Raw genomic sequence first — 25,401 nt, 5'->3', positions numbered from 1 at the left:
TATGATAATATACAATAGGAGGTAAAATTATGGCAACAGATCAACGTTTTGAATATAAGTATGAACAAGATATGGATGGTAAGGTAGGTTGTGATTCGAAGTATTATCCCAATACACGTATAATTCGTGATAAAAAAACAGGTGTTCAATATTTAATATATCAATCGTCAGTAACAGTTCTTGTTGACAAAGATGGAAAGCCTCTTCTCACCTAATAATTAGCCCACGGCTATGTTTAATGGATTAAAATTCTCAATCGTGTGGTAAAAAGATGTAAAGATTTCCTGGAGGTGAGGGGAATTGAACCCCTGACCTCTTGAATGCCATTCAAACGCTCTAGCCAACTGAGCTACACCCCCGGAAGTTCCTTTACTGTATATAATTAATATAGATGTGTCAAGTGGCCTTTTCGGTTAAATTTTATTCGCAAGATTTTCACACTAAGATCACAAAGATACAAAGATCACAAAGGGGGAAGAGGGGTTTTTGTCCGAGGGCTAGGTATGAGCTTCACGATAAGATAACGGACAAAGACCTCTGATTCTTCTTTGTGTTCTTCTCTTTCTTTGTGTTCTTGGTGTGAACTCTTCTGGATGTAATTATGAGAAGAAACAGCATATAATTATGATTGCTTTTATCTGTTTTTTTTGCTATGCTTTTCTTATGGACTTTAAAATTCTTCCTCCTACGGACGACTGGATTTTTAAGCTTCTCTTTGGCGATGAACGCAATAAAAGTATGCTCATCGACCTGCTTAAAGCCTTTGTTGAACTGCCGCAGGAAGAATACGAGTTGAGTTTTCTTGACACTTCCCTTAAACCGGAAAACGAAGATGACAAACTGGGCATTTTGGACGTGAAGGTAAAAACAAAAACCGGAAAAGTGATTGATATTGAAATCCAAGTAAATCCTGAAAGAAACATAGGGCAAAGGCTTTCGTTCTATAAATCAAAACTTATAGTGGAACAAATAGGCAAGGGCGAGATGTATCATGTCATCCAAAAAGTAATATGCATTTGTATAACCAATTACGAATTGTTTCCGGAAACAAACGAATACGTAAACATTTTTAGGTTTACTAATAAAAAAAACGGACTTATTTTTGAAGTGATCCCTGAAGAGATATATACCTTGGAATTACCGAAGGTTCCCGCGTTAAGCGACGGGAGTGCGGGCTGGGAATGGATGCAATTTCTGCGAGCTAAGCGGAAGGAGGAATTTGAGATGGTAGCGGTAAAAAATCCTGAGATACGGAAAGCGGTAGACACCCTGTACCAATTAAGCTCTGACGAGCAGGTACAGGCGGAACACGAAAGGCGGCTAAAAGCCTGGCGGGATCGCGCATCCCAGCTTGAAGGTTCCTATCTTGATGGTAAGAAGGATAAAGCCATTGAAACTGCCAGAAAGATGAAGGCAATTAATCTGTCTGTAGACCAAATAGTCGAATGTACCGGTCTTACTGAAGAGCAGATAAAGAGTTTATAGTTTTTTATTTGGGGATTACTAATTTACCCCTTGCCATTCTTGTTTTCTCTTAACTTAAATAATTTTATTATATCCTTGATCATTTTGCGGTCATCTTTATTTAATATTTTAAAATCATGAATTAATTCTTTGATTTCATGACTGTGAGATATTTTAACGGGTGTTTTTTCATCGCCGGTTACAAGGTACTCTACCGTGAAATCCATAATAATATTAGGCTAATTAACTTATATTTAAATAAAATTGTACAAATCTATATATTGACAAAATTAACCTAATGGCTGTATAATAAATTTATGTTATTCCGTTTATTAATACGAAAATTTTTACTTATTTTATTTATATTTATACTCTTTTCCTTTAACGCCTGTGAAAACCCAATAATGGTAATGTTATTGGAGCCTCTTGCCCCTAAAAATGGAAGTGGCAACGACATCTCAGTCACCTTCAACAGCGTTACCGCCAACGGCTCTTCAACGCAGACCACAACCCAGCTAATCTTGACTTTTGACAAGGCGATTACCGGGCTTACCGCAGATGACATCACATTGAGCGGCGTGTCAAACGTAAACAAAGGGACGCTGAGCGACTCCAATCCTTATACTCTGCCGATAAGCGGCTTTACTACGGGTGGAATATTAACTGTGGAGACCGCCAAATCTGGCTATGCCATAATTGGTTCGCCGAAGACAGTAAGTATAGCTTATCATAGCCTCGTTGAAATGGTGCAGATACCCGGCGGCAGTTTCCAGATGGGGAAAGAACTGGGAACCGACGGGTTAGGCGACGTAATGCCGGTACACACGGTAACGCTGAGCGGCTTTTACATGGGCAAGTATGAGGTAACGCAGGAGAAGTATCAGACGGTAATGGGAAGCAATCCTAGTTACTTTACCTCTTCACCCGCGTCTGGGGAAGTACAGGGCAAGCGTCCTGTGGAAAGAGTAAGCTGGTATGACGCGCTAGTATTCTGCAATAAATTGAGCATGATGGAAGGGTTAAACCCGGCGTACAGCATATCTGGCAGTACCAATCCGGCGGCATGGGGAACAATACCAACAAGCTACGATGCTCCTAATAGAACGACATGGGACGCAGTAGTAATTGTGAGTGGTTCCAATGGTTATCGTTTACCGACTGAGACGCAGTGGGAATATGCCGCAAAAGGAGGGGACGGCTCGCCTGGGAATTACACGTATTCAGGGAGCAACAATGTAGGCGATGTGGCGTGGTATTCAAGTAACAGTGATAATAAAACGCATGAAGTGGGAAAGAAGGCACCCAACGGTTTGGGGTTGTACGACATGAGCGGGAACGTGTGGGAATGGTGCTGGGACTTGTACCCTGGAGCGGACTATAGGTTCCGTATGCTACGCGGTGGGGGTTGGGATATGTCGGCAAGTTACATTCGTTCTATTTCTTGGTACAGGGACTACCCGTATTATGGGTATGGCAAGATCGACTACTGCGGGTTCCGGCTGGTGTGCCCCGATGACGGCAATGGAAGTGGCAACGACATCTCTGTTACCCTCAACAGTGTTACCGCCAATGGTTCTTCAACGCAGACCACTACACAGTTGACATTGACTTTTGACAAGGCGATTACCGGGCTTTCCGCCAACGACATTACTTTGAGCGGCGTCTCAGGCGTAAGCAAAGGTACGCTCAGCGGCTCCAATCCGTACACCCTGCCGATAAGCGGTTTTACATCCGGCGGAACCTTGAACGTGTCGGTTACAAAATCCGGCTACAACATAAGCGGTTCGCCAAAGGCTATTTATATTTATGTTCCTGTCAGTTTCGAGATGGTCTCAATCCCCGGCGGCAGTTTCCAAATGGGTGATGTCAAAAACGAAGGCTACAGTAGTGAAAAACCGGTACATACGGTAACGCTGAGTGCTTTTAAAATGGGCAATTATGAGGTAATGCAGGAGCAATGGGTGGCGGTGATGGGGAACAATCCGAGTTCTTTTACTTCATCACCAGCGTATGAGGAAGTACAGGGTAACCTGCCCGTGGTAGGGGTAAGCTGGTATGACGCTTTAGTATTCTGCAATAAGTTGAGCATGAGGGAAGGGTTAAGACCTGCGTATATAATATCTGGGAGTACTGATCCCACAGTATGGGGAAGCGTACCTACAAGTAATAACTCGACGTGGGACGCTGTACAAATAGTGGACGGTTCCAACGGTTACCGGTTGCCTACCGAGGCGCAGTGGGAATATGCGGCTAAAGGAGGAAACGGCTCGCCTGGGAATTACACGTATTCAGGGAGCGACACTGTAGGCGACGTGGCGTGGTACAGTGATAACAGTGACAGTAAGACGCATGAAGCAGGGAAGAAGGCTCCCAACGGATTGGGGTTGTATGACATGAGTGGGAACGTATGGGAGTGGTGCTGGGACTGGTACGGGGATTATTCAAGCGGGGCGCAGAACAATCCCACGGGAGTGGGCTTTGGGTCTAGCCGTGTGTTACGCGGTGGGAGTTGGCACAGGTCGGCGGAGGATGTTCGTTCCACTTATCGGACCGGCATCTACCCGAACAGCTGGAGCGACTCCCTCGGCTTCCGGCTGGTGTGCCCCGTTGGAGATGGCGGCGGCAATACCACAGTTACCCTCAATAGCGTTACTGCCAACGGTAGCACAACTCAGACTACGACGCAGTTGACATTGGCTTTTGACAAAGCACTTGCTGGGCTTACCGCCTCCGACATCACATTGAGCGGCGTGTCCGGCGTAAGCAAAGGGACGTTGAGCGGCTCCAATCCGTACACCCTGCCAATAAGCGGCTTTACGTCCGGCGGAACCTTGACTGTGTCTGTAGCCAAAGTTGGCTATGTCGTAAGTGGTACGCCAAAGACAGTTACCATAAATTATATTCCTGGAGATTATTTTAATCTTTCCTTTTACGGCCCCACCGAAAAAATCATCACCGTACAAAAAACCACCACCAATGATTTCTCAAAAAGTAGTGGGGGATCCATCAGCCTGAACATCGGGGAAATTTTTGATGAGTACGAATGGTTTGTCGGGGAAACGATGGTCGCAAGCGGAAAGAGCGTTACACTTTATGCAAGCAACGCGGCTTTTGTGCCGGGGCATAACTGGATAACGGTTGTGGTATATGAAGGGACGACGCCCTATTCAGGCGAATTCTTGGTCATGGTGGCCGATTAGAGATGATGAGGGAATAATGAAAAACGAGAAATTAGAAATGATAAATGAAAAGAAAATGTGGGGAGCCGTGATGAATTACGCGGGCAGGATATTGGTTTGTCTTGGGCTGGCGGCTTTGCTGGCGGGGTGTTTCAATTTGGTTAATCCGCCGCTGGAAGGCACGTCATCAACTGGCACTGGCAGAGTGATACTCTCCGTATCGGAAAGCGGCAGCCGTACTATTCTACCGGGAGTGCCTGTATTTGTCAAATATGAATTTGCATTTGAAGCCCTGGACGGGCAGGGAGGGCATGACAAGGTGACTGTTACCCCTGACGGTTCTTACGTCCGCGTCGAACTGGCACAAGGGAGATGGAACATCATCGCCAAAGGTTATGTCCGTATAAGCGGCATTGACGGCATCGCGAATGGGGACTACCGCGCCGCCGAGGGAAAAGTTGAGAATTTAATGCTGCACACTGGAGCAATTGAAACCATTTCCATAAACCTTAGGAGCAGCGTACAAGTCGGCGAAAAAGGCATTTTAAACTGGGATATAAATTTTCCCGATAATGCCGATAGCGCGACTATGACAATAAGAACCATTGGGGGCGAATTAATAGCGGAGTTAGATGTCAAGGCGCAGCCGCAGGGAAAAATGGCTCTTGAAGCCGGCTACTACCTTCTGACTTTAAAGTTAGATGACGAGCGGCCTAAAACGGAAGTACTCCACATTTACAGCGGCTTGATCAGCAGTGTGGAGCGGCTTTTGTCCAGGGTTCCGACCTTTAACAAGTTAAGCGATTTGGAGTATTATCTCGGCACTGTCCCCGCCAATACTGCTGATACGCCTTATGACATTATCCTGTACGGTCAGATTATTGAAGACAGTTACTATAACTTAGGCGGGCTATATGGAGCATTGAATGGGAAATATGTGAATCTAGACATGGACGCTTGTCAAGTGCGAACGATAAGTAGGAATGATTCTGTATCAAATACAGATAAAATTGTCTCTATAATTCTGCCTGAGGGACTCACTTCCATTGGGTATGCTGCTTTTTTGGGTTGTAGCGGTCTTACCGGTACGCTGACCATACCCAACGGCGTAACCAGCATTGGGTCTTACGCTTTTACCGGTTGTAGCGGGCTTACTGGGTCGCTGACCATACCGGACGGCGTAACCAGCATTGGGAATTTAGCTTTTAGCAACTGTAGCGGGCTTACTGGGTCGCTGACCATACCCGACGGTGTGACCAGCATTGGGTATCAGGCTTTTTGCAACTGCACTGGGCTAACCGGTGCGCTGTCCATAGGAAACGGCGTGACCAGCATTGGGAATTTAGCTTTTACCTTGTGCAGTGGGCTTACCGTAATAAATGTTGATCCTGCTAATGCCGCATACAGTTCACAAGACGGCGTATTGTACAACAAGGAAAAAACCACGTTAATTACCTGCCCGGGCGGAAAAACAGGTTCGTTTACCATACCCAACAATGTTACCAGCATTGGGGATCATGCTTTTGCATACTGCAGCGGTCTTATCGGTGCGCTGACCATACCCGACGGCGTAACCAGCATTGGGGATGAGGCTTTTTACTTCTGTAGCGGGCTTACTGGGTCGCTGACCATACCCGACGGCGTGACCAGCATTGGGTCTGACGCTTTTGTCTGGTGCAGCGGGCTTACCAGCGTAACCATAGGAAATGGCGTAACCAGCATTGGGTATAGTGCTTTTTTATACTGCAACGGGTTTACCAGCGTAACCATAGGGAACGGCGTAACCAGCATTGAGGAACGGGCTTTTTCCAGTTGCAGTATGCTTACCGAAATAAATATTGATCCTGCCAATGACACATATTGTTCACAAGACGGCGTACTATATAACAAAGCCAAAACAGCTTTAATTGCATATCCAGGAGGAAAAACATACAGTAATTATATAATACCGGACGGCGTAACCAGCATTGGGGAGTACGCTTTTTCTGGCTGTAGGCTTACCGGGTCACTGACCATACCCGACGGCGTAACCAGCATTGGAGATAGTGCTTTTTTATACTGCAGCGAGCTTACCAGCGTAACCATAGGGAACGGCGTAACCAGCATTGGGGAAAATGTTTTTTCCTGGTGCAGCGGGCTTACCAGCGTAACCATACCCGACGGTATAACCAGTATAGGGTTGGGCGCTTTTTTCCAGTGCAGCGGGCTTACCAGCGTTACAATACCCGCCAGCGTAACCAGCATTGGTGGTTACGCTTTTAATAGCTGCTACTGGCTTATCAGTGTAACCATACCCGCCAGCGTAACTAGCATTGGGTCTGATGCTTTCCCCAGAGATTTGCGAGATAAATATTATGCGCAGGATGGAGGGGCGGGAACCTATGTTTTGGTTTCTGAAAGTTGGGAAAAATCATAATGTTACCAGATGGGGAGTAACAGCGGTGATAGTGAAGTAACTAGAAATATAATTAATGAGGTGAGAAACATTTATAATCCAAGAAAATAATTCATCTGTCATTTTAAAGGAGGTTAAAAAAACGTTTCATGGTTGTTTCAAGAGAAATTATATCATTATATGATAATTCCGCTATCTTATTCTTTAGACGACTTTTATCCGCGCTCATAATCTGGTCTGTCATACCGGATGTACCGTCTTGGAACAAAGAGAATAAACTCTGTGGAAAAATGAAGTTACCAAAGCAGCGGAACGTCGTATTGTGTGATATTTTTGTCGGCGCTAATAAAGGTCATCTGTTCAGAAATGGCTGTTGCGATAAGCAGACGATCAAAAGGGTCGCGGTGAAACAAGGGCAAAGATTCAAAGGAGCTAAGATGAACAGTCTCAATCGGGACGATTGTAATGTCGTTGGTTTGTGCAGCTGTCATAAAACCAACAACATTGCCAGGGAAACGCAGTTTGCCTATACTGATTTTTATTGCCAATTCCCAAGCGGAAATCACGCTCAAATATACGCGATTAGTTCTATTGCGAATAATTTGCTCAGCGGTTGGGGACAACAAGGTATCGCCAGTAAAAAACCATATCGCGGTATGAGTGTCAAGGAGATAGCCGTTCATTTACATATAGTCCTTAAAATCATCAAGAGGTGCATCAAAATCATCTGCCATCCAGTAATCCCCTTTTACGCAACCGAATTCACGTTCTTTCAACTGCTCCAGTGCCGTAGCTTTGGGGGTAAAGCTAAGGATAACCGGTCCCATCGGTATTTCGCGGGGTACTTCAATTGTCAACCTGCGGCTGGCTGGTACTTCTACAGTTTGTGTAATGCTCATAAGGAAAATATAGCATGAAAATCAATAACTATCAAGGAAAAGGTTCAAAAAATTATTATGAAACTTAACCTCCCTCCCCAAAACAAAATAATCTTCTCAATCTAAACAAAGCTAATCACGCTCATCTCCATACATAGTAATCATTTCTTTAGTCTCAATCACCGCCCTTGTCTAATGGCTGCTACCCAAAGATTTAAGAATAACCACCATATAATAACCGCAACATACCCGCTCCTCTTTGTGATCTTCTAACCTTTGTGCTCTTAGTGTGAAAAATTTACAAGTAAAACTTTTGATGAAATTTCTGCGTTTTAAACAAATTTAGCATTAAAATTCATTAAAATAATCTAAAGCAAATTAACTTATATTTGAATAAATTTATGCAAATTTGTGTATTGACAAAATTAAACTAATGGCGGTATAATAAATTAATGTTATTCCGTTTAATAATACGCAAATTATTACTTGTTTTATTCATATTTTTACTCTTTGCTTTTAATGCTTGTGAAAACCCAATAATGGTAAAGTTATTGGAACCGCTTGCCCCGCAGAAGGAAAATGGCAACACTGATAAAACCAAGACACCTTCAACACCTCTCACGCCCCCGATATTTGTTCCTGACCCAGCGGCAACTGAAATTGCCGTTGTATTTGGCACCGGCGCTGGTCAGACAAGGGTAACAACAAAAAGAGAAGACGGTACCCAAGCCGGAACAATTACATATTCAAATGGCGGTTATACGTATACATATGGTACTACAAACGCTAATTATTCAAATGCGATTGTCAGGTTCAAGGTTAATTTGGGTACTTTCCGCTTAGGTGACTACGGCGGCGTTTCATTTAAATGGACGGGGATTTCCGGAGACGCAGGGTTAAGCAATTTGGAAAGCGCTCATCCGGAATACACTAAAAACCTTTTTATACTGGCTTCAGGCGATGAAGGCGATTTAACGCCGTGGAAAGATGACGGCTCCATTAAATCGGTTATTGTTAATACTGATTATTATTATAGTAATCCTAGCGAGCCATTATATCATGGAGCAGTAGGCGTACCAGCGGTAAAAGGGCAAGCTGGTTATCCTACGCCGAATTATTCTCTTGAGCCTTATGAAATAGCAACACCAATTGTTAGACAAAAAGAATTAACCGGAGAAGTATGGTTTTCTATTTATATCCATGCAAATGACGGCTCATATAAGGTAAGCGATTTCAAACTTATACCCGCCGCCAAGTTTATAAAGAAAGATCCGCCTCCGTCTCCAATTTCTTATGTTCCTAACCCAGCGGCAACTGAAATTGCCGTTCCATTTGGTACTGGTGCTAACCAGACAAGGGTGACATCAAAAAATTATGATGGCACCCAAGTCGGAACAATTACATATTCCAATGGCGGTTATATGTATACTTATGGTACTACAGACTCTAATTATGGATGGGCGGTAGTCAGGTTCAAGGTTGATTTGAGTAATTTCCGTTTAGGCGACTATGGCGGTGTTTCATTAAAATGGACAGGGATTTCCGGAGACGCAGGACTTAGCTCGGCAAATCCAACATACTATAAAAACCTTTTTATACTGGCTTCAGGCAATGAGGAGGGGATAACACCGTATGTATCTGACTATACTATTAAAGCACTTATCGTTAATACTGATTATTATGATATTAATCCTAACGCAGAATTTTATGCCAGTAATGTAGGCACACCTGCGGTAAAAGGACAAGCTGGTTATCCTACGCCGGATTATTCTCTTGAGCCGTATGAAATAGCAACACCAATTGTTAGACAGAAAGAATTAACCGGAGAAGTATGGTTTTCTATTTATATCCATGCAGAAAACGGCTCATATAAAGTAAGCGATTTCAAACTTATACCCGCCGCCGCTTTTATAAAGAAAGATCCGCCTCTGCCTCCACCTCCAATTCCTTATGTTCCTATCCCAGATGCAACTGAAATTGCCGTTCCATTTGGTACTGGCGCTAACCAGACAAGGGTGACATCAAGAAATTATGACGGCATCCAAGCCGGAACAATTGAGTATTCCAACGGCGGTTATACTTATACTTATGGCACTGTACCAGACTCTGTTTATGGAAATGCGATTGTCAGGTTCAAGGTTGATTTGGGTAAATTCCATTTAGGGGACTATGGCGGTGTTTCATTAAAATGGACTGGAATTTCTGGAGATGCAGGGTTAAGCAACATAGACGCTAACCATCCGGAATACACTAGAAACCTTTTTATACTGGCTTCAGACGATGAGGAGGCTATAACCCCGTGGAAAAATGACGATGATATTAAAACGCTTGTCGTTAATACTAACTATTATGATAGTAATCCTAGTGCGCCATTATATGATGGTTCAGCAGGTGTACCCGCGGTAAAAGGACAAGCTGGTTATCCTTCGCCGGATTATTCTCTTGAGCCGTATGAAATAGCAACTCCAATTGTTAGACAGAAAGAATTAACCGGAGAAGTATGGTTTGCTATTTATCTCCATGCATATGACGGCTCATATAAAGTAAGCGATTTCAAACTTATACCCACCGCCGCTTTTATAAAGAAAGATCCGCCTCCGCCTCCTCCTCCAATTGGTCCTCCTCCTCATATTACTGAAATGCCCGCAGGATATAGTTCATTCTATGTGGATCTTAGCGACTGGAAAACAGCCGGAACCAATGAAGGAGGTCTCAATTCTAATGTACCGACAGGATCGTTTGCGAATGGCAAATTAACTGTTACTTTTACAGAAAATAATCAAAGAGTAAACTTCAAATTAAAAGACTGGCAAGTAGAAATGTTAAAAAACAGAAATGAAACCAGTAATGTTATTTTTATTATTGATGTCATAGTTGTAACAGATAGCGATCCTTCTGGTGCCCTTTTCCGTTATCATATAGGCGACCCAATGAGTCCATCTAATTGGAATGCAACCAATAGCATCTATCCATATTCAGAAAAATTAGAAAATATACTCGGAAGAGAGACTTCATTCAGAAATGATGCCTACAATGAAGATAACCTTCGTTATTTCATCCTTCAGCACAGAAATGAATATACCATTAAAATAGAAATCAGTTCAATCCAAATTGGCGTGATAGCTGGAATAATAGAAACACCACTTTCTCCACCAGAAATGGTTTATATCCCCGGCGGCAGTTTCCAGATGGGTAGTGAAGAAGGAGATGTCAATACAAAGCCGGTACACACGGTAACGCTGAGCGGTTTTTACATGAGAAAATACGAAATAACGCAGGCGCAGTACCAGGCGGTAATGGGAAATAACCCCAGTTACTTTAACTCAAATCCAGCGTCTGGGGAGGTACAGGAGAACCGTCCGGTTGAAAGTGTAAGCTGGTATGATGCGATAGTGTTTTGCAACAAGCTTAGTATGCTGGAGGGATTAAGCCCCGCGTACAGCATATCTGGCAATACTGATCCTTCGGTATGGGGAACCGTACCTACCAGTAGTAACACGGCATGGGACGCGGTAGTAATAGTCAACGATTCCAACGGTTACCGATTACCTACTGAAGCGCAATGGGAATATGCCGCAAAAGGAGGGGACGGTTCGCCTGGGAATTACATGTATTCAGGAAGCAACAATGTAGGTGACGTGGCTTGGTATGCAACTAACAGTGACAGTAAGACGCATGAAGTAGGAAAGAAGGCACCCAACGGTTTGGGATTGTACGACATGACCGGGAATGTGTATGAGTGGTGCTGGGACTGGTGGGGGATTTATTCAAGCGAAACACAGACTGACCCTGGAGGTGCGGACTTTGGGGAGAACCGTGTGAGACGCGGGGGGGCTGCTACCACTAATGTGTATTACGTTCGTCCCTTTACGCGAGGGGGCGCCTTCCCGTACAGCAGGGACACGAGTCTCTGCGGCTTCCGGATTGTTCGCCCCTTAGATTAATAGGCTTAAATAAGGAAGAAAAATGCCAATGCCTGAGCAAATGGAGAAAAGGAATTATTATGAAGCTTAAAACTTCGCCACAAGACAAAATACGCTTCTCAATCGGGACAAAGCTAATCACAATCATTTCCATTATCGTGATCATTTCTTTAGGCTCAATCACCGCCCTTGTCTCATGGATGGTACGCGAAGATTTAAAAATCGCCGCCGAGGAAAACAACTTTGAGGCGAACAGGAGGGCGGCGCAAGAGGCAGAAGACACTCTGGCAAATATGCGGATATCATCAGCACAGCTAATGTACACGATAAACGCCCTTGAGGTGCTCTCTGATTCTGTCGCTTCGACCACTTCGACAAACTCAGTGGCCTCAGCGGCATTGATGGGTGCGAAGATGCAGGAAGCGGCGGATTTTTTCTTTGCTCAGAATAACCGCGCCGTGGCGTTTGCCTATATGCTCAAAGGGACGCGCAATGTTTTGGTGAACAGGGAATTCTTTCTCTCACGGGGCATAGACCAGTCGCTTGCCGAGACTTATTTTAAGGATAATGAATTTTCCCTGTTACGCGCTACAAGGGGGGAGACGGTACTGTTAAACGCCGCTCCCGTTCTTGAAAGGCCGGTTCTCGCGCTGTTCTTCCCGTTGCATGGGACGGATGGACAAAGTGGAGCGGGAGGAGTTTTAATTGCCATTGAAAAATTAGTTGACAGTTTTGGTTCCGGCGCGAACCAGTCGTTTTTGATAAATGACAAAGGCGATATTTTAATACATTCCGATTTTTCCCTGTTAAAAGAAGGCGCGAATATCGAGAACTTTGATTTTATCCATAAAATACGTGAAGAACCGGATCGCAACAAACAAGAACTGATAAATGCCGATTTCAATTTTAACGCTGATGTCTCTGCGCCGCCACAGTCCGTTTTGCATTATACGGCGTTTAACAAATTGGCTTATGGCGGCTGTATCGTAATCACAAGCATAGAGTACGAAAAAGTTTTCGAGGGCATCACCGCCACGACGCGGCGCAACATCTACCTTACCGCCGCCGTTTTGTTCATCTCTGTAATGTTTATCTGGTTTTTTTCAAAAACAATTTCAAGCCCGCTTAAGGATTTGGCGGCGGCGGCAAAGAGCATAGAAGGCGGTCAATTTGAATTGCAACTGCGGCCTAAAGGCCATGATGAAATTGGGTTGTTAGGCGCAAGTTTTCAGAAAATGTCTGGCGCGTTACGCATATTCGGCAGATTCACAAATCGCGAAATCGCGGTAAAGGCAATGCGGGGCGAAATAAAACCGGGGGGCATGCCAAAACATGCAACAATCTTTTTTTCAGATATACGGGGCTTTACCGCGCTGTCGGAAAATTTTACAAAAACTTTTGGGAACGAAGCGTCGGACAAAATCGTCTTCTGGCTTAACAATTACCTTACAAGCATGGTCGAGTGCGTAGAAAAAACGGGCGGCGCAGTGGACAAGTTCATAGGAGACGCGGTAATGGCTCATTGGGGCACGGCGTACACGGCGGGCAGTCCGAGGAAAGACGCTTTTAACTGCGTCAAGGCGGCTATTATGATGCGCCATGCGCTGATGGCGTTAAACAAAAGTCGTAATGCCAATGACGCGGGCAACCCGCCCATTAGAATCGGCTGCGGTATTAACACGGGGATTGTCACCGCAGGACAAATCGGAAGCGATCTGCGTATGGAGTACACGGTAATTGGCGACCCTGTGAATCTCGCTTCCCGCGTTGAAGCTCTGACCAAACCTCTTGCGACTGATATTCTAATTACCGAAGATACGTGGAAACTTATCGGAGATAATTTCATTACAGAGGAAATGCCGCCGGTTACTGTAAAAGGGAAGGCGAAGCCGGTGCGGTTATTTGCGGTCGTAAATTTTGTCGAGGCGAAAGCCGGTCCGCGCACCCTTGCGGAAGTCAGAAAAATACTGGGCGTTGAAGCGCCGGAGCTTTCAACCGTCAATCTTGACGCGGAAGAAAAGAAATACAAAATCGGCGGCGAAAAAAAATGACACCGATAAAAGTTATAACAAAAAATGTTATCTCGAAAGAAACAAACCCGATGGAAAGCGGCAAATCAAAAGCGGATGCCAATCAGCCGCAAAAGCCTCGTCCGCGTAAATGGTTTGCCGATGTATTTGTAATAATTTTTTGCGTATCCGGTGCGGTATTCAGCTTAAATCTGTTCAGACTTGATCTGTTTCAATCAATCGCCTCCCTTAACAAAAAACCAATGGGGACTGTTACTGTTAAGTATAACAATGTCCAGCGCCGCTTTTCGGATCGCCTTTTGTGGAGCCGTCTTGCCGTTGAATCGCCCGTGTACCTCGGCGACATTATTCGCGTGGCGGAATATTCAGCCGCGACCTTGCGTATAAATGACGATGTTATCGACATAAACGAAAATTCCCTGATACGCATACGCGCCTCCGTAGACGATGAAGGCCGCATTGTAATTGACATGGGTTCGGGAAGTTTGAGCGTCTCAGGCGGCAAAACCGGCGCGGTGAATAGCGGTGTGGCTTTAAAAATTATGGGTAGCGTAATTGCACCGGAAGCTGGAACAACGTTGAGCGTGTCTGCCGGGGAAAGCGGCATGACGGTACAGGTGAACGAGGGAAGCGTACTCATCACAAAAGAAGACGGGCAGAGCAGTGTCCTTGTCACAGGTGAAAATTTAACTCTGGATACTGACGGCGTTGAACAGGCGGTTCCATCAGCAGTGGTTACACTGCCGCGTCCAAACGCCCGCTTCATTAAAAGTAACGTTGAGCCGCTTAACGTCCGCTTCGCGTGGAATACGGCAAATATCGAGCAAAAAAACCGTTGCGTTTGGAAATAGCCGCTGCTCCTAACTTTACGCGCCTTACGCAAACAGTCGAAGGCGTTGATTCTGCCAACGCCGCCCTTAGCGCCGGGAATTGGCATTGGCGACTGTCGTATCAAGGTACTGTTTTGAGCATGGGGCAATTTACCATTGTAGACGCGGCGGTGTCAACATTGGTAAGTCCGATTCAAGACAGCATGTTCCGTTGCCGGGAAAATTTGCCCGCCGTCCGTTTTGAATGGCAGCCGGTAGAAGAAGCGTCCTATTATGTTCTGGAAGCCGGTCTTGCGCCGGATTTGTCGGGCAATTTAATTACAAGGCAAACCGCCGTCGCTTCTTTTATCGAATCGGTTCCTGAAGCGGGAACATGGTATTGGCGGGTAAAGCCTATTTTTTCTTCTATATATGAAGGCAGTTCCGTTTACTCTCCGGTCGCGTCTTTCAAAATAGAACAGATTGACGAGCCGGTGAAAGCCGTATCTGCTGACAATCTTGAAGGGCGGGATTCCTCCCCTGTAATTGCCGCCGCTACGGTTGCAAACAATTTTGAAGATCGGGGTTCTTCCCCCGCGACTGAAGCTGTACCTGCGTTAGTTGAAATGCGGATTTCTTCTTCGGTTACTATGGTGCTGCCTGAACCTGCGCCAGAACAGAAGCCGGAACCGGTAAAGGCGGCAAAGACCGCTAATCAACCGGCTCCGGTTTTTTTGCCGGAAGTAAAGAATCTTTTGCCTGCCGCCGAAAAGAAAATTCAATTTGAAGATTTGCGGAAAACGCGCCGGATTGATTTTTCATGGTCGCCTGTGAATGGGGCCAATGCGTATATCTTTACTTTGTATCATAAGGGCGATAATGGAAGACGGCGGCGTGTCATTCAAACGGAACCGCTTAAAAAAACAAATTGGACTCTTGATAATTTTGCCCTTTTGGATCGCGGGACTTTTATATGGCAAGTGGAAGCGGTTACCATTAACCGCAACGGTAAAATTGAACAGAGGGGTAATGTAACAGAAAATACATTTATCATAGACATTCCAGTTTCCAGTGTTCCGGAGATAGAAGATATAGGAGTCCTCTATGGTAATTAATTTCCGCAGCTTGTTTTTTGTATTGCTATTTTTATGCTTTATAAATGTTTTATTTTGCCAGGAAGATGACGCGGGTAATAAACATCGTATCGCGTGGACAAAGGACGATTACGCTTTGCGGTATGAAGTATTAATTGAAAAAGAAGAGAATAATAAATATTCTAATTTCTTGCGTGAATTCACGGAAGAGCCTTTTATTTATATTTCACTTCCGCCTGGGAATTACCGTTTGCGCGTAATACCCTATGACTTTCGCGATGTTCCCGGTAAAGGGACAGGATGGAAAAATTTTAAAGTCTTAGCCGTTACAACGCCGGATTCAGAATCTGAACCGGAATCACAGTTGGTAATGGAAGACCCGTCGCCGTCATTCCCTGAGCAGGAAGAAGTCCAAACGCCGCAACAAGCGGAAAATAAAACGCCGAAAGAAAATGTAACAGAAAAAATAACGGAAGACGCGGATTTAACAAAACCGGAAAAACAAAAAGATTTATTTGTCGCGCTTTTTGCTGAAGGTGTAGGTTATTCCCGTAAAAATGGCGCGCTTGGAGGCGGCATTGTATTTGGCGGAAGTTTGGACGGCAAGGGAATTGGTTTGCGTCTGCTTTACGCGCAGGATGCGGAAAACTTTATCTTTTTAGAAGCTCTTGCCCATGTACGCTTTTACTTGTCACCCAAAAAAGACAATACGGGTATTTTCTTGCAAGCGGAGGGAGGCATAGTTTTTTTCTCATATGAAAAATTTCAGTTCACAGGTTATCTTTCTCCCGTTGGCGGCATAAGCGCAGGCTGGCGTTTCATGATGAATAAAAATTGGTATATAGAACCTTTTGTCCGAGTAGGCTACCCCTATATTTTCGGCGCAGGTTTCTCTACTGGTTTTAGATTTTAATTCGCAATATCTCTCACAAAGATCACGAAGATACAAAGATCACAAAGGGGGAAGAGGGGGTTTTTGTCCGAGGACTATACTTGAGCTTCACGATAAGATAACGGACAAAAACCACCTGATTTCTCTTTGTGATCTTCTCTTCCTTTGTGTTCTTAGTGTGAACTCTTAAAAAAAACTTCTCTAATCTCCGCTACTAAATAAAAAGACCCCGTCCCAAGCACCGGCAGAATTTTTCCGTCTCTGCTAGAATTCTTTGCGAATAAAACCGCCTGCCTAACCGCTTCCTGCGTATCTTTAACAAGCGCCACTTTCTCACGCCCCGCTATTTCTGCGAAAGTTTCGTAAACTTTGTCAGGATCGCTTGCTTTAAAAGTTCCGGGAGTGGTGATAAATATTTTCGCGAAGTGCGGACACGCTATCTCCGCCATTGCCGCGGAATTTTTGTCGGCGGCGCAGCCGAAGAGAAGAACGCCGCCTTCGCCGTAGAGCAGGCAAAAAGTTTCTACGCACAGGGCAAGGCTTTCCGGGGTGTGGGCGCCGTCAATGATGAAAGGCGGCGTGTCGGCTCCTGTCATTTTTTCAAAACGGGCGGGGATTTTTAACTTTTTAAGGCCGCCGCGGATAGCGTCCTCCCCAATCTGCGGGAATGCGATTTTAAGCGCGGCAATGGCGAGAGAGGCGTTTTCCGCCTGCACTTTTCCGGGTATTGGTATGGAGAGTGATAATGGCGATGTATGCGCTATGTTTTTATCAGTGTTAAAAGAAAGGGTAAAATCAGTGCCTTGCGTAGTTATTTTTATATTGGAAAGATTAGCGGTTTGCAGAAAATAAATTAACGGGCTATTTTTCTCCCGCGAGCTTTCTTTAAATACATTTAACGCTTCATCGCATTGTTTTGCCAAAACCAATGGTTTGCCCTTTTTTATAATACCCGCTTTTTCAGTGGCAACCGCTTCTATTGTGCTGCCTAAAAAACTAGTGTGTTCCAATTCGATTAATGTTATTACGCTAACCAACGGGTCAAGCACATTGGTTGAATCAAGCCTCCCGCCCATTCCTGTTTCAACTACCATCACATCGCATTTTGCTTTTTTAGCGCAGAGGAAAAAAAGGAGCGTTAAGAGTTCCCAAAAAGTAGGTTCGCATCCGTCAGCGAATGTTGGAGAAAAAAGCGAAGCCGCGTTTGACTGCGTTTTTACAAGGGCGGGAAGACGCTCTTCTACGATGTTTTTCAGTTCGTCGCCCGCAGAACAGTAGATGTCATCGCTAAAATATAAATCGCCAAGACAGATGCGTTCCCTTATGTCGGTTACATGGGGCGACATATAGCGAGCCACGCGGAAACCGGCGGCTGTCAACATGGCGGATAACATGCTTGTTACAGAACCTTTGCCCTTAGAACCTGCGATGTGAATGGAAGGAGCGCAGAGCTCAGGATGATCCGCCAATTCCGCTAAAACTTCCATCCTCTCTATTCTGAAACTTTTTGGCTTTTGTCCCCGCTCAAGATTAATAAAATCGGATAACCAATTAAAAACACTTTCAGACGATCTAAAATATTCTTCCATTTATTGTGGTTCGTGGTAAAAATTTAGACTTTCATATCGTATGGTATGTCGAACTTTACAATCTCGACATCCGGGTAACCGTTTTCTTCAAGATATTTTTTCAAGTGAGCCTGCGCTTTCTTTTCGCCGTGAACGAGGAATATCTTTTTAAGGCGGGAAGTGTCCACCGCTTTAAGCCACTCAAGTATTTCAAAATAATCGGCGTGGGCGCTGAAAGCGTTTATCTCCTCTACCTGCGCGTTTAGTTTGTACCAATCACCGAGGATTTTTACTTCTTTTTCGCGGTTGCGTATGCGCCGCCCCAAGGTGTTTTCCGCCATGTAACCGACCGTCAAAATTGTAGTGTTTGGATCCTGAATGTTTTGTATAAGATGATGCTGGATGCGTCCGGCTTCGCACATTCCATCGGCTGAAATTATGATAAACGGTCCTTTATAATCGTTTAACGCTTTTGATTCCTGAACGCTGATGGTAAAATGCAGGCTGTTAAAACCAAACGGGTTTTTATGGTGTTTGATAAACGCCTCTTTTATTTCCTCACTGTAACATTCGGGATGAACTTGGAAAATTGTCGTCGCGTTAGTTGCCATCGGCGAATCGACAAAAATCGGCACTTCGGGAATGGTGCCGTCGTCTACAAGAAGATGGAAATAATAGACAAGCTCCTGGGTGCGTTCAATGGCAAAGGAAGGAATCAGTATTTTTCCCTTGTTCTCAATAGTCCGCTTTGCCATGATTGCGAGTTTTTCTATCGCTTCATCGGTTGAATCGTGCCTTCGGTCGCCATAAGTGCTTTCAAGGATAATGTAGTCGGGAACTGTTTTGGGAATTGCGGGGTCGCGTATAATCGGTTTGCCCTTGCGCCCTAAATCGCCTGTGGCAAGTATGTTCATCTCCTCGCCGTTTTTCTTAATTTTTATTTCAGCGAGCGCAGAGCCAAGAATGTGCCCCGCATCGTAAAATTCAAGACTCACTCCATCGCCGATAAACATGGGTCTGTTATACGAAACCCCAACCATTTGTCCGACCGCCCCTATCGCGTCATGTTCCGTAAAAAGGGGAGTCCATGTAAATTTTTCTCCCTTTTTTTTGGCTTCCTTTTGCAGGAATTTCGCGTCGTGAGCTTGAATATTGGCGGAGTCCATCATAATCAAACTTGCTATGTCTCTTGTCGCGGGGGTAGCGAAAATATTTCCCTTGTAGCCCTGTTTTGTCAAAAGCGGTAAAAGACCGCAATGATCAAGATGACCGTGAGTCAGTATAACGCTGCTGATTTTATCAGCCGAAATGCCAAAGTTTCTGTTTTTACGATCCGCGTCCGCCCTGGAGCCTTGAAATGCCCCGCAATCGATCAAATAACTTTGCCCGTCAATCTCAAGCACATGCTTGGAACCTGTTACCTCTTCGGCCGCGCCGAGAGATTTAAATACTGCTTTCATAAGAGAATTGTATCATGAAAAACCGCCAATGTCATCTATATTTTAATAATTTTATACTATTAAATTTTTAAGCAATAATTTATAATATTAGATATAGTATGAAAAAGATATTTTTTGTTATTTTCCTGTTAATAACCTTAACATTTTCTTTTGCCCAAGAAAGCGAATCTGACGCGTCTGAAGCTGTTTCCGCGGAAAATGTTCCCGCCGAAACAGTTTCCTCTGAAGATGTTTCAGCAAAAAGTGTTTCTACTGAGGCTGTTTCTACTAAAGAAAATGAAGAAAAAGTAACAGAAACCGAAGCTGAAACGCCGAACCCCCAGGTTTTATCGGATGGCGCGAAAAAACCTAAAAAAGAACTGCATTTTCTATACAGGCTGGGAATCGCGATTTTAATAGTTGCCGCGCAGATTTTATTTATTAAGTTAATTTGGTTATTGTTTAAGCGTCTGGATAAAAAGATTGAAGAAGCGGAAAACGAAAAAATAAAAGCTTTATATGTCAATAAATTCAGAGTTCTTACGGCAAAGCACGTTACTCAGGCAATACAGATTTTTTTCAAATTGATAAAATACCTAATCACCGCAATTCTGCTTTTTCTTACAATTCCGATTATTTTCAGTTTGTTCTCCGCTACAAAGAATATTGCGTCGAAATTATTCGGTTATATACTAAACCCGATAAAGAAAATCCTTATGGGCGCGGTTGAGTACATTCCGAATCTTATTACAATTATAATCATAGTTACAGTTACCCGTTATGCGCTAAAAGCGCTTAAATATTTCGCGTCTCAAATAGAAAAGGGCAAACTGAAGCTTCCCGGATTTTTTCCGGATTGGGCCGCGCCTACGTTAAGAATCGCGCAGGTTCTTCTGTGGGCGTTTACCATTGCGGTTATTTATCCTTATTTGCCCGGCTCCGATTCAAAGGCATTCCAGGGAGTTTCGGTTTTTATAGGTATTATTTTCTCACTTGGTTCGACAAGCGCGATTGGAAATCTTGTCGCGGGACTTGTAATTACATATATGCGTCCTTTTAAATTAGGCGACCGCGTTCAAATTAAAGAGATAACTGGTTTTGTTGTAGAAAAAAATCTGATGGTAGTCCGGTTAAAGACGCATAAAAATGAATATGTAACCTTTCCAAATATGATTATTTTAGGATCAAATATTATTAATTACAATACGTCGTCAGATGAAGATGAAGAAGGTTTAATTATTTACTCGGAGATTACATTTGGCTACGCGACTCCCTGGCAGACGATACATGACATATTAATAAAAGCCGCGCTTAATACCGAGTATGTTCAGAAAACCCCCAAACCTTTTGTGCTTCAAACTAAATTAGATGATTTCTACGCAAGTTATCAGATTAACTGTTACACGAAAGAAGTAAGCAAGATTCCTAGTATTTTCGCGGCGCTTTACGCGAATATTCAAAACGGTTTTCAGGAAGCCGGACTTGATATGACTGCGGCTCATTATAGGGTTATTACTACAAAGAAGAGTTAAAAGGTTGTATTAGCCTTTACGCTCTGGTAATAGGTATACTTGTGTTTTGAATGTTTGTATGTTATAATAGATGTATGAATAAATACTTAAAAAATTTACTTCTTTCATTCTGTGTGCTGTTAGTGGCCTCTTGTCAGAGCCAGCAAATACAAAAACCGCAGGAACCCGAGAGCGGGGAATTTGCGGAAATGCGTCCCGGAGTCCGTAATCTTGACGAACTTACAGCCACGTTTACAAGTCTGGAAATGGAGCTTGATTTTCGTAAATCTTTCTTTGCAAGCGAAGCGCAGATTTTTACGGCGATATACGAAGGGCTTTTTTCCTATCATCCTCTTTCTTTGGAGCCTGTTCCGGCGTTAGCTGAAAGATGGTCACTTTCCGAAAACAAAATGCAGTGGACTTTTACTCTGCGCCGTAACGCGCGTTTTTCCAACGGCGATCCAATACGGGCGGAAGATTTCCGCGCCGCGTGGCTTTCTCTTCTTACTCCCGGTCTTGAATACCCTTATTCAAGTTTTTTTGACGTTATCGAAGGCGCAAAGGATTACCGTAACGGCGTTTTAAAAGACCCGGATAAAGTCGGCATACAGGCGGTTGATCAAAGAACCCTTGTCGTAAAACTCAATTCTCCCGCGTCTTTTTTTCCGGCTATGCTGTGCCATCATTCGTTCAGCCCGATTCATCCTTCTATGTTAGATAAAGATGATTGGTCTCCTTATAAGGCTGGAAAAGACTGGACTCCTCCTGTTTCCAACGGGCCGTTTCAAATCATTTCAATGGATACTGAAAGTATTGTTATGAAAAAATCGGAACAGTATTGGGATTCCCAGCGCGTCACGTTAAATAAACTTATTATTAAATTTACGGAAACCGCCGATCAAGCCGCGCATCTTTGGAATTCCGGAGAGGCGCGCTGGATTTCCGGTGATGTGGACATAGATTCGCTGACGGACCGTTCTGGGATTCAAGTGAATGTTATGTTTGCCACTCATTATTATTATATCCGCAGCGCCGAAAAACCCTGGGACGATTACAGGGTCCGCAGGGCAATGACCCTTGCGCTGCCCTGGGAAGAAATACGCAGTAATTATTTTCTTCCGGCTGAAACCTTGATTTTTCCCGTTGCCGGATACCCCGAAGTCGAAGGAATATCAGAAACAAATTACGAAGAGGCTCTAAGTTTAATGGAAGAAGCCGGATATAAAGACGGCGCGGGAACGCCCGTTCTTGTTATTCGCATAACGCCGGGGCGCGATGCGGAGCGTGTCGGTTCTTTAATGGCTCAGGCATGGAAAGAAAAATTGGGTTTAAATGTGCGCGTAGAGGTAATTCCCTATAACAGATATTTTCAATCCATGAAGGAAAACGGGTATACAGTCGGTTCCATAACATGGATTGGGGATTTTGCCGATCCTTACGCTTTTCTGCAGATGTTCAGGCGCGATTCAAATTTAAATGACGCGCGTTTGGATGACCCTGACTATGAAGCGTTAATTGAACAATCCATGGTGGAAGAGGGAAAAACCCGTTTGGAAACTTTGTCTAAGGCGGAAAAACTTTTATTGGACAGGGGGGTTGTGCTGCCCGTCTTTTTTAATCCCGCGGTAAATATTATTGATACCGGCGAGATGGACGGATGGTATCCTAACGCGATGGACATTCATCCGTTTAAATATATGGCTTTTAAGGCATTCCGCCCCCTGCCCGGCGTCGCTCTTATAAAATGATAAAAACCGGTCTTGGATACGACATACACCGCTTAAAAAAAGGGCGACGTTTTCTCCTTGGCGGCGTTGAAATTCCTTTCTCAAAAGGGGAGGACGGCCACTCGGACGGAGACGCTCTTGCCCACGCGGTATGCGACGCCATTCTTGGCGCCGCCGCTCTTGGCGACATTGGCGAATTATTTCCGCCTTCCGATCCCGCGTATAAAAACGCCGATTCCATGAAACTTTTGCGTAATGTTTTTACGCGAGTAAAAACATCGGGCTGGAAACTAGTCAATCTTGATTGCGTAATAATCTGTGAAAAACCGAAAGTGCTTCCCTTCCGCGACGCTATCCGAAACTCGCTCGCCAAGACTCTGGAAGTCCCCCTAGATTGCGTCTTTGTTAAAGGAAAAACCGCGGAGGGTTTAGGTTCCGTAGGCAAGGGCAGGGCAGTCGAAGTTTTAGCGCAATGCCTGCTTGAGAAAATTTAATGAGCGGCTCCAAACCAAAATGGGACAAAATTTTTTCCGCCCTTGAAAAATGGCGCGAAGAAATTATTACCGTAAAAGGAGCGGAAGATCCTTCCGTTACAACCGTAGCACAGCAGTATCGCCGCGATCCGTGGGCTGTGCTTGTTTCTACTATTTTAAGCCTGCGTACCAAAGACGAAGTAACCCTTGCCGCGTCAAAGCGGCTTCTTGAAAAAGCTGGCAATCCCCAAGCGTTAAGCGCGATAAAAGAGGAAAAACTCGCGAAACTAATCTATCCTGTCGGGTTTTACCGTAATAAAGCGTCTTCATTAAAGAAAATCGCTTCTATTTTGATTGTGCAGTACAACGGCGAAGTGCCTTCGTCAATGGAAGCGTTGCTTGCCCTTCCCGGGGTCGGCAGAAAAACAGCCAATCTTGTGCTTACGGAAGCTTTTGATCTTGACGGTTTATGCGTGGATATACACGTTCACCGTATTTCCAACCGCTGCGGGTGGCTAAAAAGCAGAAATCCTGAGGAAACAGAAATGACATTAAGAGAAATTTTACCGCTCCATTATTGGAAGCGAATTAATTATTTACTAGTTCTTTACGGACAGAAATTATGCCGTCCTGTAAGTCCATTTTGCTCACAATGCGTAATAAAAAAACATTGTTCGCGTAACGGTGTGGATAAATCAAGGTAAAATAAAACAACAGGAATGAAAAACCACAGACTTCTCATTCCTTATTGTTCATTTTTTAACCGCCTTTGAAATACCCTTAAGCGCTTTTATCAATGTTTTGTTATTAGCCGCTTTTTTAAGATCGTAATCCATCTGCGCTAATAGCCAAAATTCCGGCTTTGTGCCGAAATATTTCGCCAGACGCACGGCGATGGATGTTGTTATTCTGCTCTTGTCAAGGCTGATAAGCCTTAATGCAGTCTGACTGCATTTAATATCTTTTGAAACTCTGTTGCAATTTAATTTGTACTTTGCAATAAGATCCAAGAGCAATGTTCCTGGTGATTGTTTGGTTCTTGCCATTATAACTCCTCTTGTTTAAATATAATATAAATGCAATATATAGTCGAGTACTTTTTATTATTTTTTAATAATTTTTTCTACTTGCCAAACTGCCCTTTTATTATTTTTTCCTGTAAAAAGCAAATGTTCATTTATTCCCGCTGATTCAAGCGTGCTTAACGCAATATCGTAATTTCCAATAATATCTTTCGCACAGTGAGCGTCTGCTGTAATTATTACAGGAACTTTAAACTTTTTGATAATTTTAAGAAAAGCAAGTGAAGGATAAGTTTCTTGTATTTTATTCCGATTTATTCCGCCTGTGTTTATTTCAAAAACTAATCCGGCTTTTGCCGCCATTCGCGCGATTTCACTTTGTCTTTTTGCTTCTTCTTCCTGCGCCCATAAATTTTTTCCATAAGTATTTTTTTTAATCAGATCGGCGTGTCCGATTATATCAAAGCCTCCGCCGTGAATCATCTCGGCAACCGCGTCATAATACGCGTGCATCAATTTTTGCGCGTCACCGTTAAATCCTTCTTTAAGCCCATTTTCAAATTCTTCCAGAGAACCGTCAACTGTAAATGGCTGCGCTCCGTTTTCAGGAAAAAGATAATGTACGCTGCCTATTATATAATCAAGGTTTAATTTGATTATATCGCTGTCAAGTGGAGAACGCTTTCCCTTTATATAATCCACTTCTAATCCCAAAAAGACGTTTAATTTTCCGCGCCAGTTATCTTTTGCTACAAGAACTTGTGAGGCGTATTCTTCTGCAAGAGTACTTTTCATGTTCCAGTCGGTACTAAATCCAAGCTGTTTGTCAACTGGAGCGTGAGAGCTGAATCCAATCGCGAAAAGAGATTTTTCATAAGCGGCGCGGCACATTGTTTCTATGTCGTCTTTTCCATCGCAAAATTTAGTATGTACGTGCATACTGGAAAATAGCGGTTGTTCTGTCATTTTCCCTCCAAAAGCTATTATACACCATTAA

20 protein-coding genes and 1 tRNA gene are annotated in these 25,401 nt (G+C 44.0%); 13 read left to right on the top strand and 8 right to left on the bottom strand.

All coding sequences use genetic code 11. From position 1 onward, the window contains the following. Positions 1 to 29 precede the first annotated feature (29 nt). Positions 30 to 215: a DUF6440 family protein gene (locus ACYVRA_RS17105; protein WP_461253946.1), complete on the top strand. Its 186-nt coding sequence runs from the start codon at positions 30 to 32 to the stop codon at positions 213 to 215. Between the two features lie 70 nt (positions 216 to 285). Here the strand turns inward: ACYVRA_RS17105 and ACYVRA_RS17100 are convergent. Continuing rightward, positions 286 to 359, bottom strand: a tRNA-Ala gene (locus ACYVRA_RS17100). Positions 360 to 663: 304 nt separating this feature from the next. Between ACYVRA_RS17100 and ACYVRA_RS17095 the strand changes: the two genes are divergently transcribed. Further along, positions 664 to 1,485 (top strand): Rpn family recombination-promoting nuclease/putative transposase, encoded by an 822-nt coding sequence (locus ACYVRA_RS17095; protein WP_461253945.1) that lies wholly within the window; start codon positions 664 to 666, stop codon positions 1,483 to 1,485. 23 nt (positions 1,486 to 1,508) lie between these two features. On the opposite strand, the gene ACYVRA_RS17090 is transcribed toward ACYVRA_RS17095, so the two are convergent. Continuing rightward, positions 1,509 to 1,691 (bottom strand): hypothetical protein, encoded by a 183-nt coding sequence (locus tag ACYVRA_RS17090; protein ID WP_461253944.1) that lies wholly within the window; start codon positions 1,689 to 1,691, stop codon positions 1,509 to 1,511. 177 nt (positions 1,692 to 1,868) lie between these two features. Here ACYVRA_RS17090 and ACYVRA_RS17085 point away from each other — a divergent pair, with 177 nt between their 5' ends. Further along, positions 1,869 to 4,664: a formylglycine-generating enzyme family protein gene (locus ACYVRA_RS17085; protein WP_461253943.1), complete on the top strand. Its 2,796-nt coding sequence runs from the start codon at positions 1,869 to 1,871 to the stop codon at positions 4,662 to 4,664. 16 nt (positions 4,665 to 4,680) lie between these two features. Then, a complete protein-coding gene (locus ACYVRA_RS17080; RefSeq protein WP_461253942.1) occupies positions 4,681 to 7,059 on the top strand; it encodes a leucine-rich repeat domain-containing protein in 2,379 nt (792 codons plus the stop codon). 275 nt (positions 7,060 to 7,334) lie between these two features. Here the strand turns inward: ACYVRA_RS17080 and ACYVRA_RS17075 are convergent, their stop codons facing one another. Continuing rightward, positions 7,335 to 7,721, bottom strand: a complete 387-nt coding sequence (locus tag ACYVRA_RS17075; protein WP_461253941.1) for a type II toxin-antitoxin system VapC family toxin — start codon at positions 7,719 to 7,721, stop codon at positions 7,335 to 7,337. Then, the gene (locus ACYVRA_RS17070) at positions 7,722 to 7,937 is read right to left on the bottom strand and encodes a DUF2281 domain-containing protein (protein ID WP_461253940.1); all 216 of its coding nucleotides are present in this window, start codon (positions 7,935 to 7,937) and stop codon (positions 7,722 to 7,724) included. It abuts the gene before it with no gap. A gap of 518 nt (positions 7,938 to 8,455) precedes the next feature. Here ACYVRA_RS17070 and ACYVRA_RS17065 point away from each other — a divergent pair. The 5 genes from ACYVRA_RS17065 to ACYVRA_RS17045 are packed head-to-tail and all read left to right on the top strand — an operon-like array spanning position 8,456 to position 16,685. After that, the gene (locus tag ACYVRA_RS17065; RefSeq protein WP_461253939.1) at positions 8,456 to 11,860 is read left to right on the top strand and encodes a formylglycine-generating enzyme family protein; all 3,405 of its coding nucleotides are present in this window, start codon (positions 8,456 to 8,458) and stop codon (positions 11,858 to 11,860) included. Positions 11,861 to 11,919: 59 nt separating this feature from the next. Then, positions 11,920 to 13,890, top strand: coding sequence for an adenylate/guanylate cyclase domain-containing protein (locus tag ACYVRA_RS17060; protein WP_461253938.1), 1,971 nt, complete (start codon positions 11,920 to 11,922; stop codon positions 13,888 to 13,890). Beyond that, a complete protein-coding gene (locus ACYVRA_RS17055; protein WP_461253937.1) occupies positions 13,887 to 14,720 on the top strand; it encodes a hypothetical protein in 834 nt (277 codons plus the stop codon). Before ACYVRA_RS17060 ends, ACYVRA_RS17055 begins: the two co-directional genes overlap by 4 nt. After that, positions 14,672 to 15,793: a hypothetical protein gene (locus ACYVRA_RS17050; RefSeq protein ID WP_461253936.1), complete on the top strand. Its 1,122-nt coding sequence runs from the start codon at positions 14,672 to 14,674 to the stop codon at positions 15,791 to 15,793. Before ACYVRA_RS17055 ends, ACYVRA_RS17050 begins: the two co-directional genes overlap by 49 nt. Next, positions 15,783 to 16,685 (top strand): autotransporter outer membrane beta-barrel domain-containing protein, encoded by a 903-nt coding sequence (locus ACYVRA_RS17045; protein WP_461253935.1) that lies wholly within the window; start codon positions 15,783 to 15,785, stop codon positions 16,683 to 16,685. Before ACYVRA_RS17050 ends, ACYVRA_RS17045 begins: the two co-directional genes overlap by 11 nt. A gap of 152 nt (positions 16,686 to 16,837) precedes the next feature. Here ACYVRA_RS17045 and ACYVRA_RS17040 read toward each other — a convergent pair whose 3' ends face one another. Further along, entirely contained in the window at positions 16,838 to 18,253 is a 1,416-nt protein-coding gene (locus ACYVRA_RS17040; protein ID WP_461253934.1) for a bifunctional folylpolyglutamate synthase/dihydrofolate synthase, read from the bottom strand. Between the two features lie 23 nt (positions 18,254 to 18,276). Then, the gene (locus tag ACYVRA_RS17035) at positions 18,277 to 19,692 is read right to left on the bottom strand and encodes an MBL fold metallo-hydrolase RNA specificity domain-containing protein (RefSeq protein WP_461253933.1); all 1,416 of its coding nucleotides are present in this window, start codon (positions 19,690 to 19,692) and stop codon (positions 18,277 to 18,279) included. Positions 19,693 to 19,790: 98 nt separating this feature from the next. Between ACYVRA_RS17035 and ACYVRA_RS17030 the strand changes: the two genes are divergently transcribed. The 4 genes from ACYVRA_RS17030 (at position 19,791) to ACYVRA_RS17015 (ending at position 24,086) form a co-directional block, all read left to right on the top strand. Then, positions 19,791 to 21,203 carry a mechanosensitive ion channel family protein gene (locus ACYVRA_RS17030; protein ID WP_461253932.1) on the top strand — a complete coding sequence of 471 codons (1,413 nt, stop codon included), beginning with the start codon at positions 19,791 to 19,793 and terminating at the stop codon, positions 21,201 to 21,203. A 74-nt stretch (positions 21,204 to 21,277) separates the two neighbouring features. Next, positions 21,278 to 22,930, top strand: coding sequence for a peptide ABC transporter substrate-binding protein (locus tag ACYVRA_RS17025; RefSeq protein ID WP_461253931.1), 1,653 nt, complete (start codon positions 21,278 to 21,280; stop codon positions 22,928 to 22,930). Beyond that, positions 22,927 to 23,403 carry a 2-C-methyl-D-erythritol 2,4-cyclodiphosphate synthase gene (gene ispF, locus ACYVRA_RS17020; protein WP_461253930.1) on the top strand — a complete coding sequence of 159 codons (477 nt, stop codon included), beginning with the start codon at positions 22,927 to 22,929 and terminating at the stop codon, positions 23,401 to 23,403. The genes ACYVRA_RS17025 and ispF overlap by 4 nt, the downstream gene beginning before the upstream one ends. Then, complete coding sequence (locus ACYVRA_RS17015) at positions 23,403 to 24,086, top strand: endonuclease III domain-containing protein (protein WP_461253929.1); 684 nt, start codon at positions 23,403 to 23,405, stop codon at positions 24,084 to 24,086. The genes ispF and ACYVRA_RS17015 overlap by 1 nt, the downstream gene beginning before the upstream one ends. A 48-nt stretch (positions 24,087 to 24,134) precedes the next feature. Here ACYVRA_RS17015 and ACYVRA_RS17010 read toward each other — a convergent pair whose 3' ends face one another. Beyond that, positions 24,135 to 24,428 (bottom strand): HigA family addiction module antitoxin, encoded by a 294-nt coding sequence (locus tag ACYVRA_RS17010; RefSeq protein ID WP_461253928.1) that lies wholly within the window; start codon positions 24,426 to 24,428, stop codon positions 24,135 to 24,137. A gap of 57 nt (positions 24,429 to 24,485) precedes the next feature. Then, positions 24,486 to 25,370 (bottom strand): histidinol-phosphatase, encoded by an 885-nt coding sequence (locus ACYVRA_RS17005; RefSeq protein ID WP_461253927.1) that lies wholly within the window; start codon positions 25,368 to 25,370, stop codon positions 24,486 to 24,488. Between the last annotated feature and the right edge of the window lie 31 nt (positions 25,371 to 25,401).

The organism is Treponema sp. R8-4-B8 (assembly GCF_054786175.1).
This window is presented reverse-complemented; position numbering and strand designations above follow the sequence as displayed.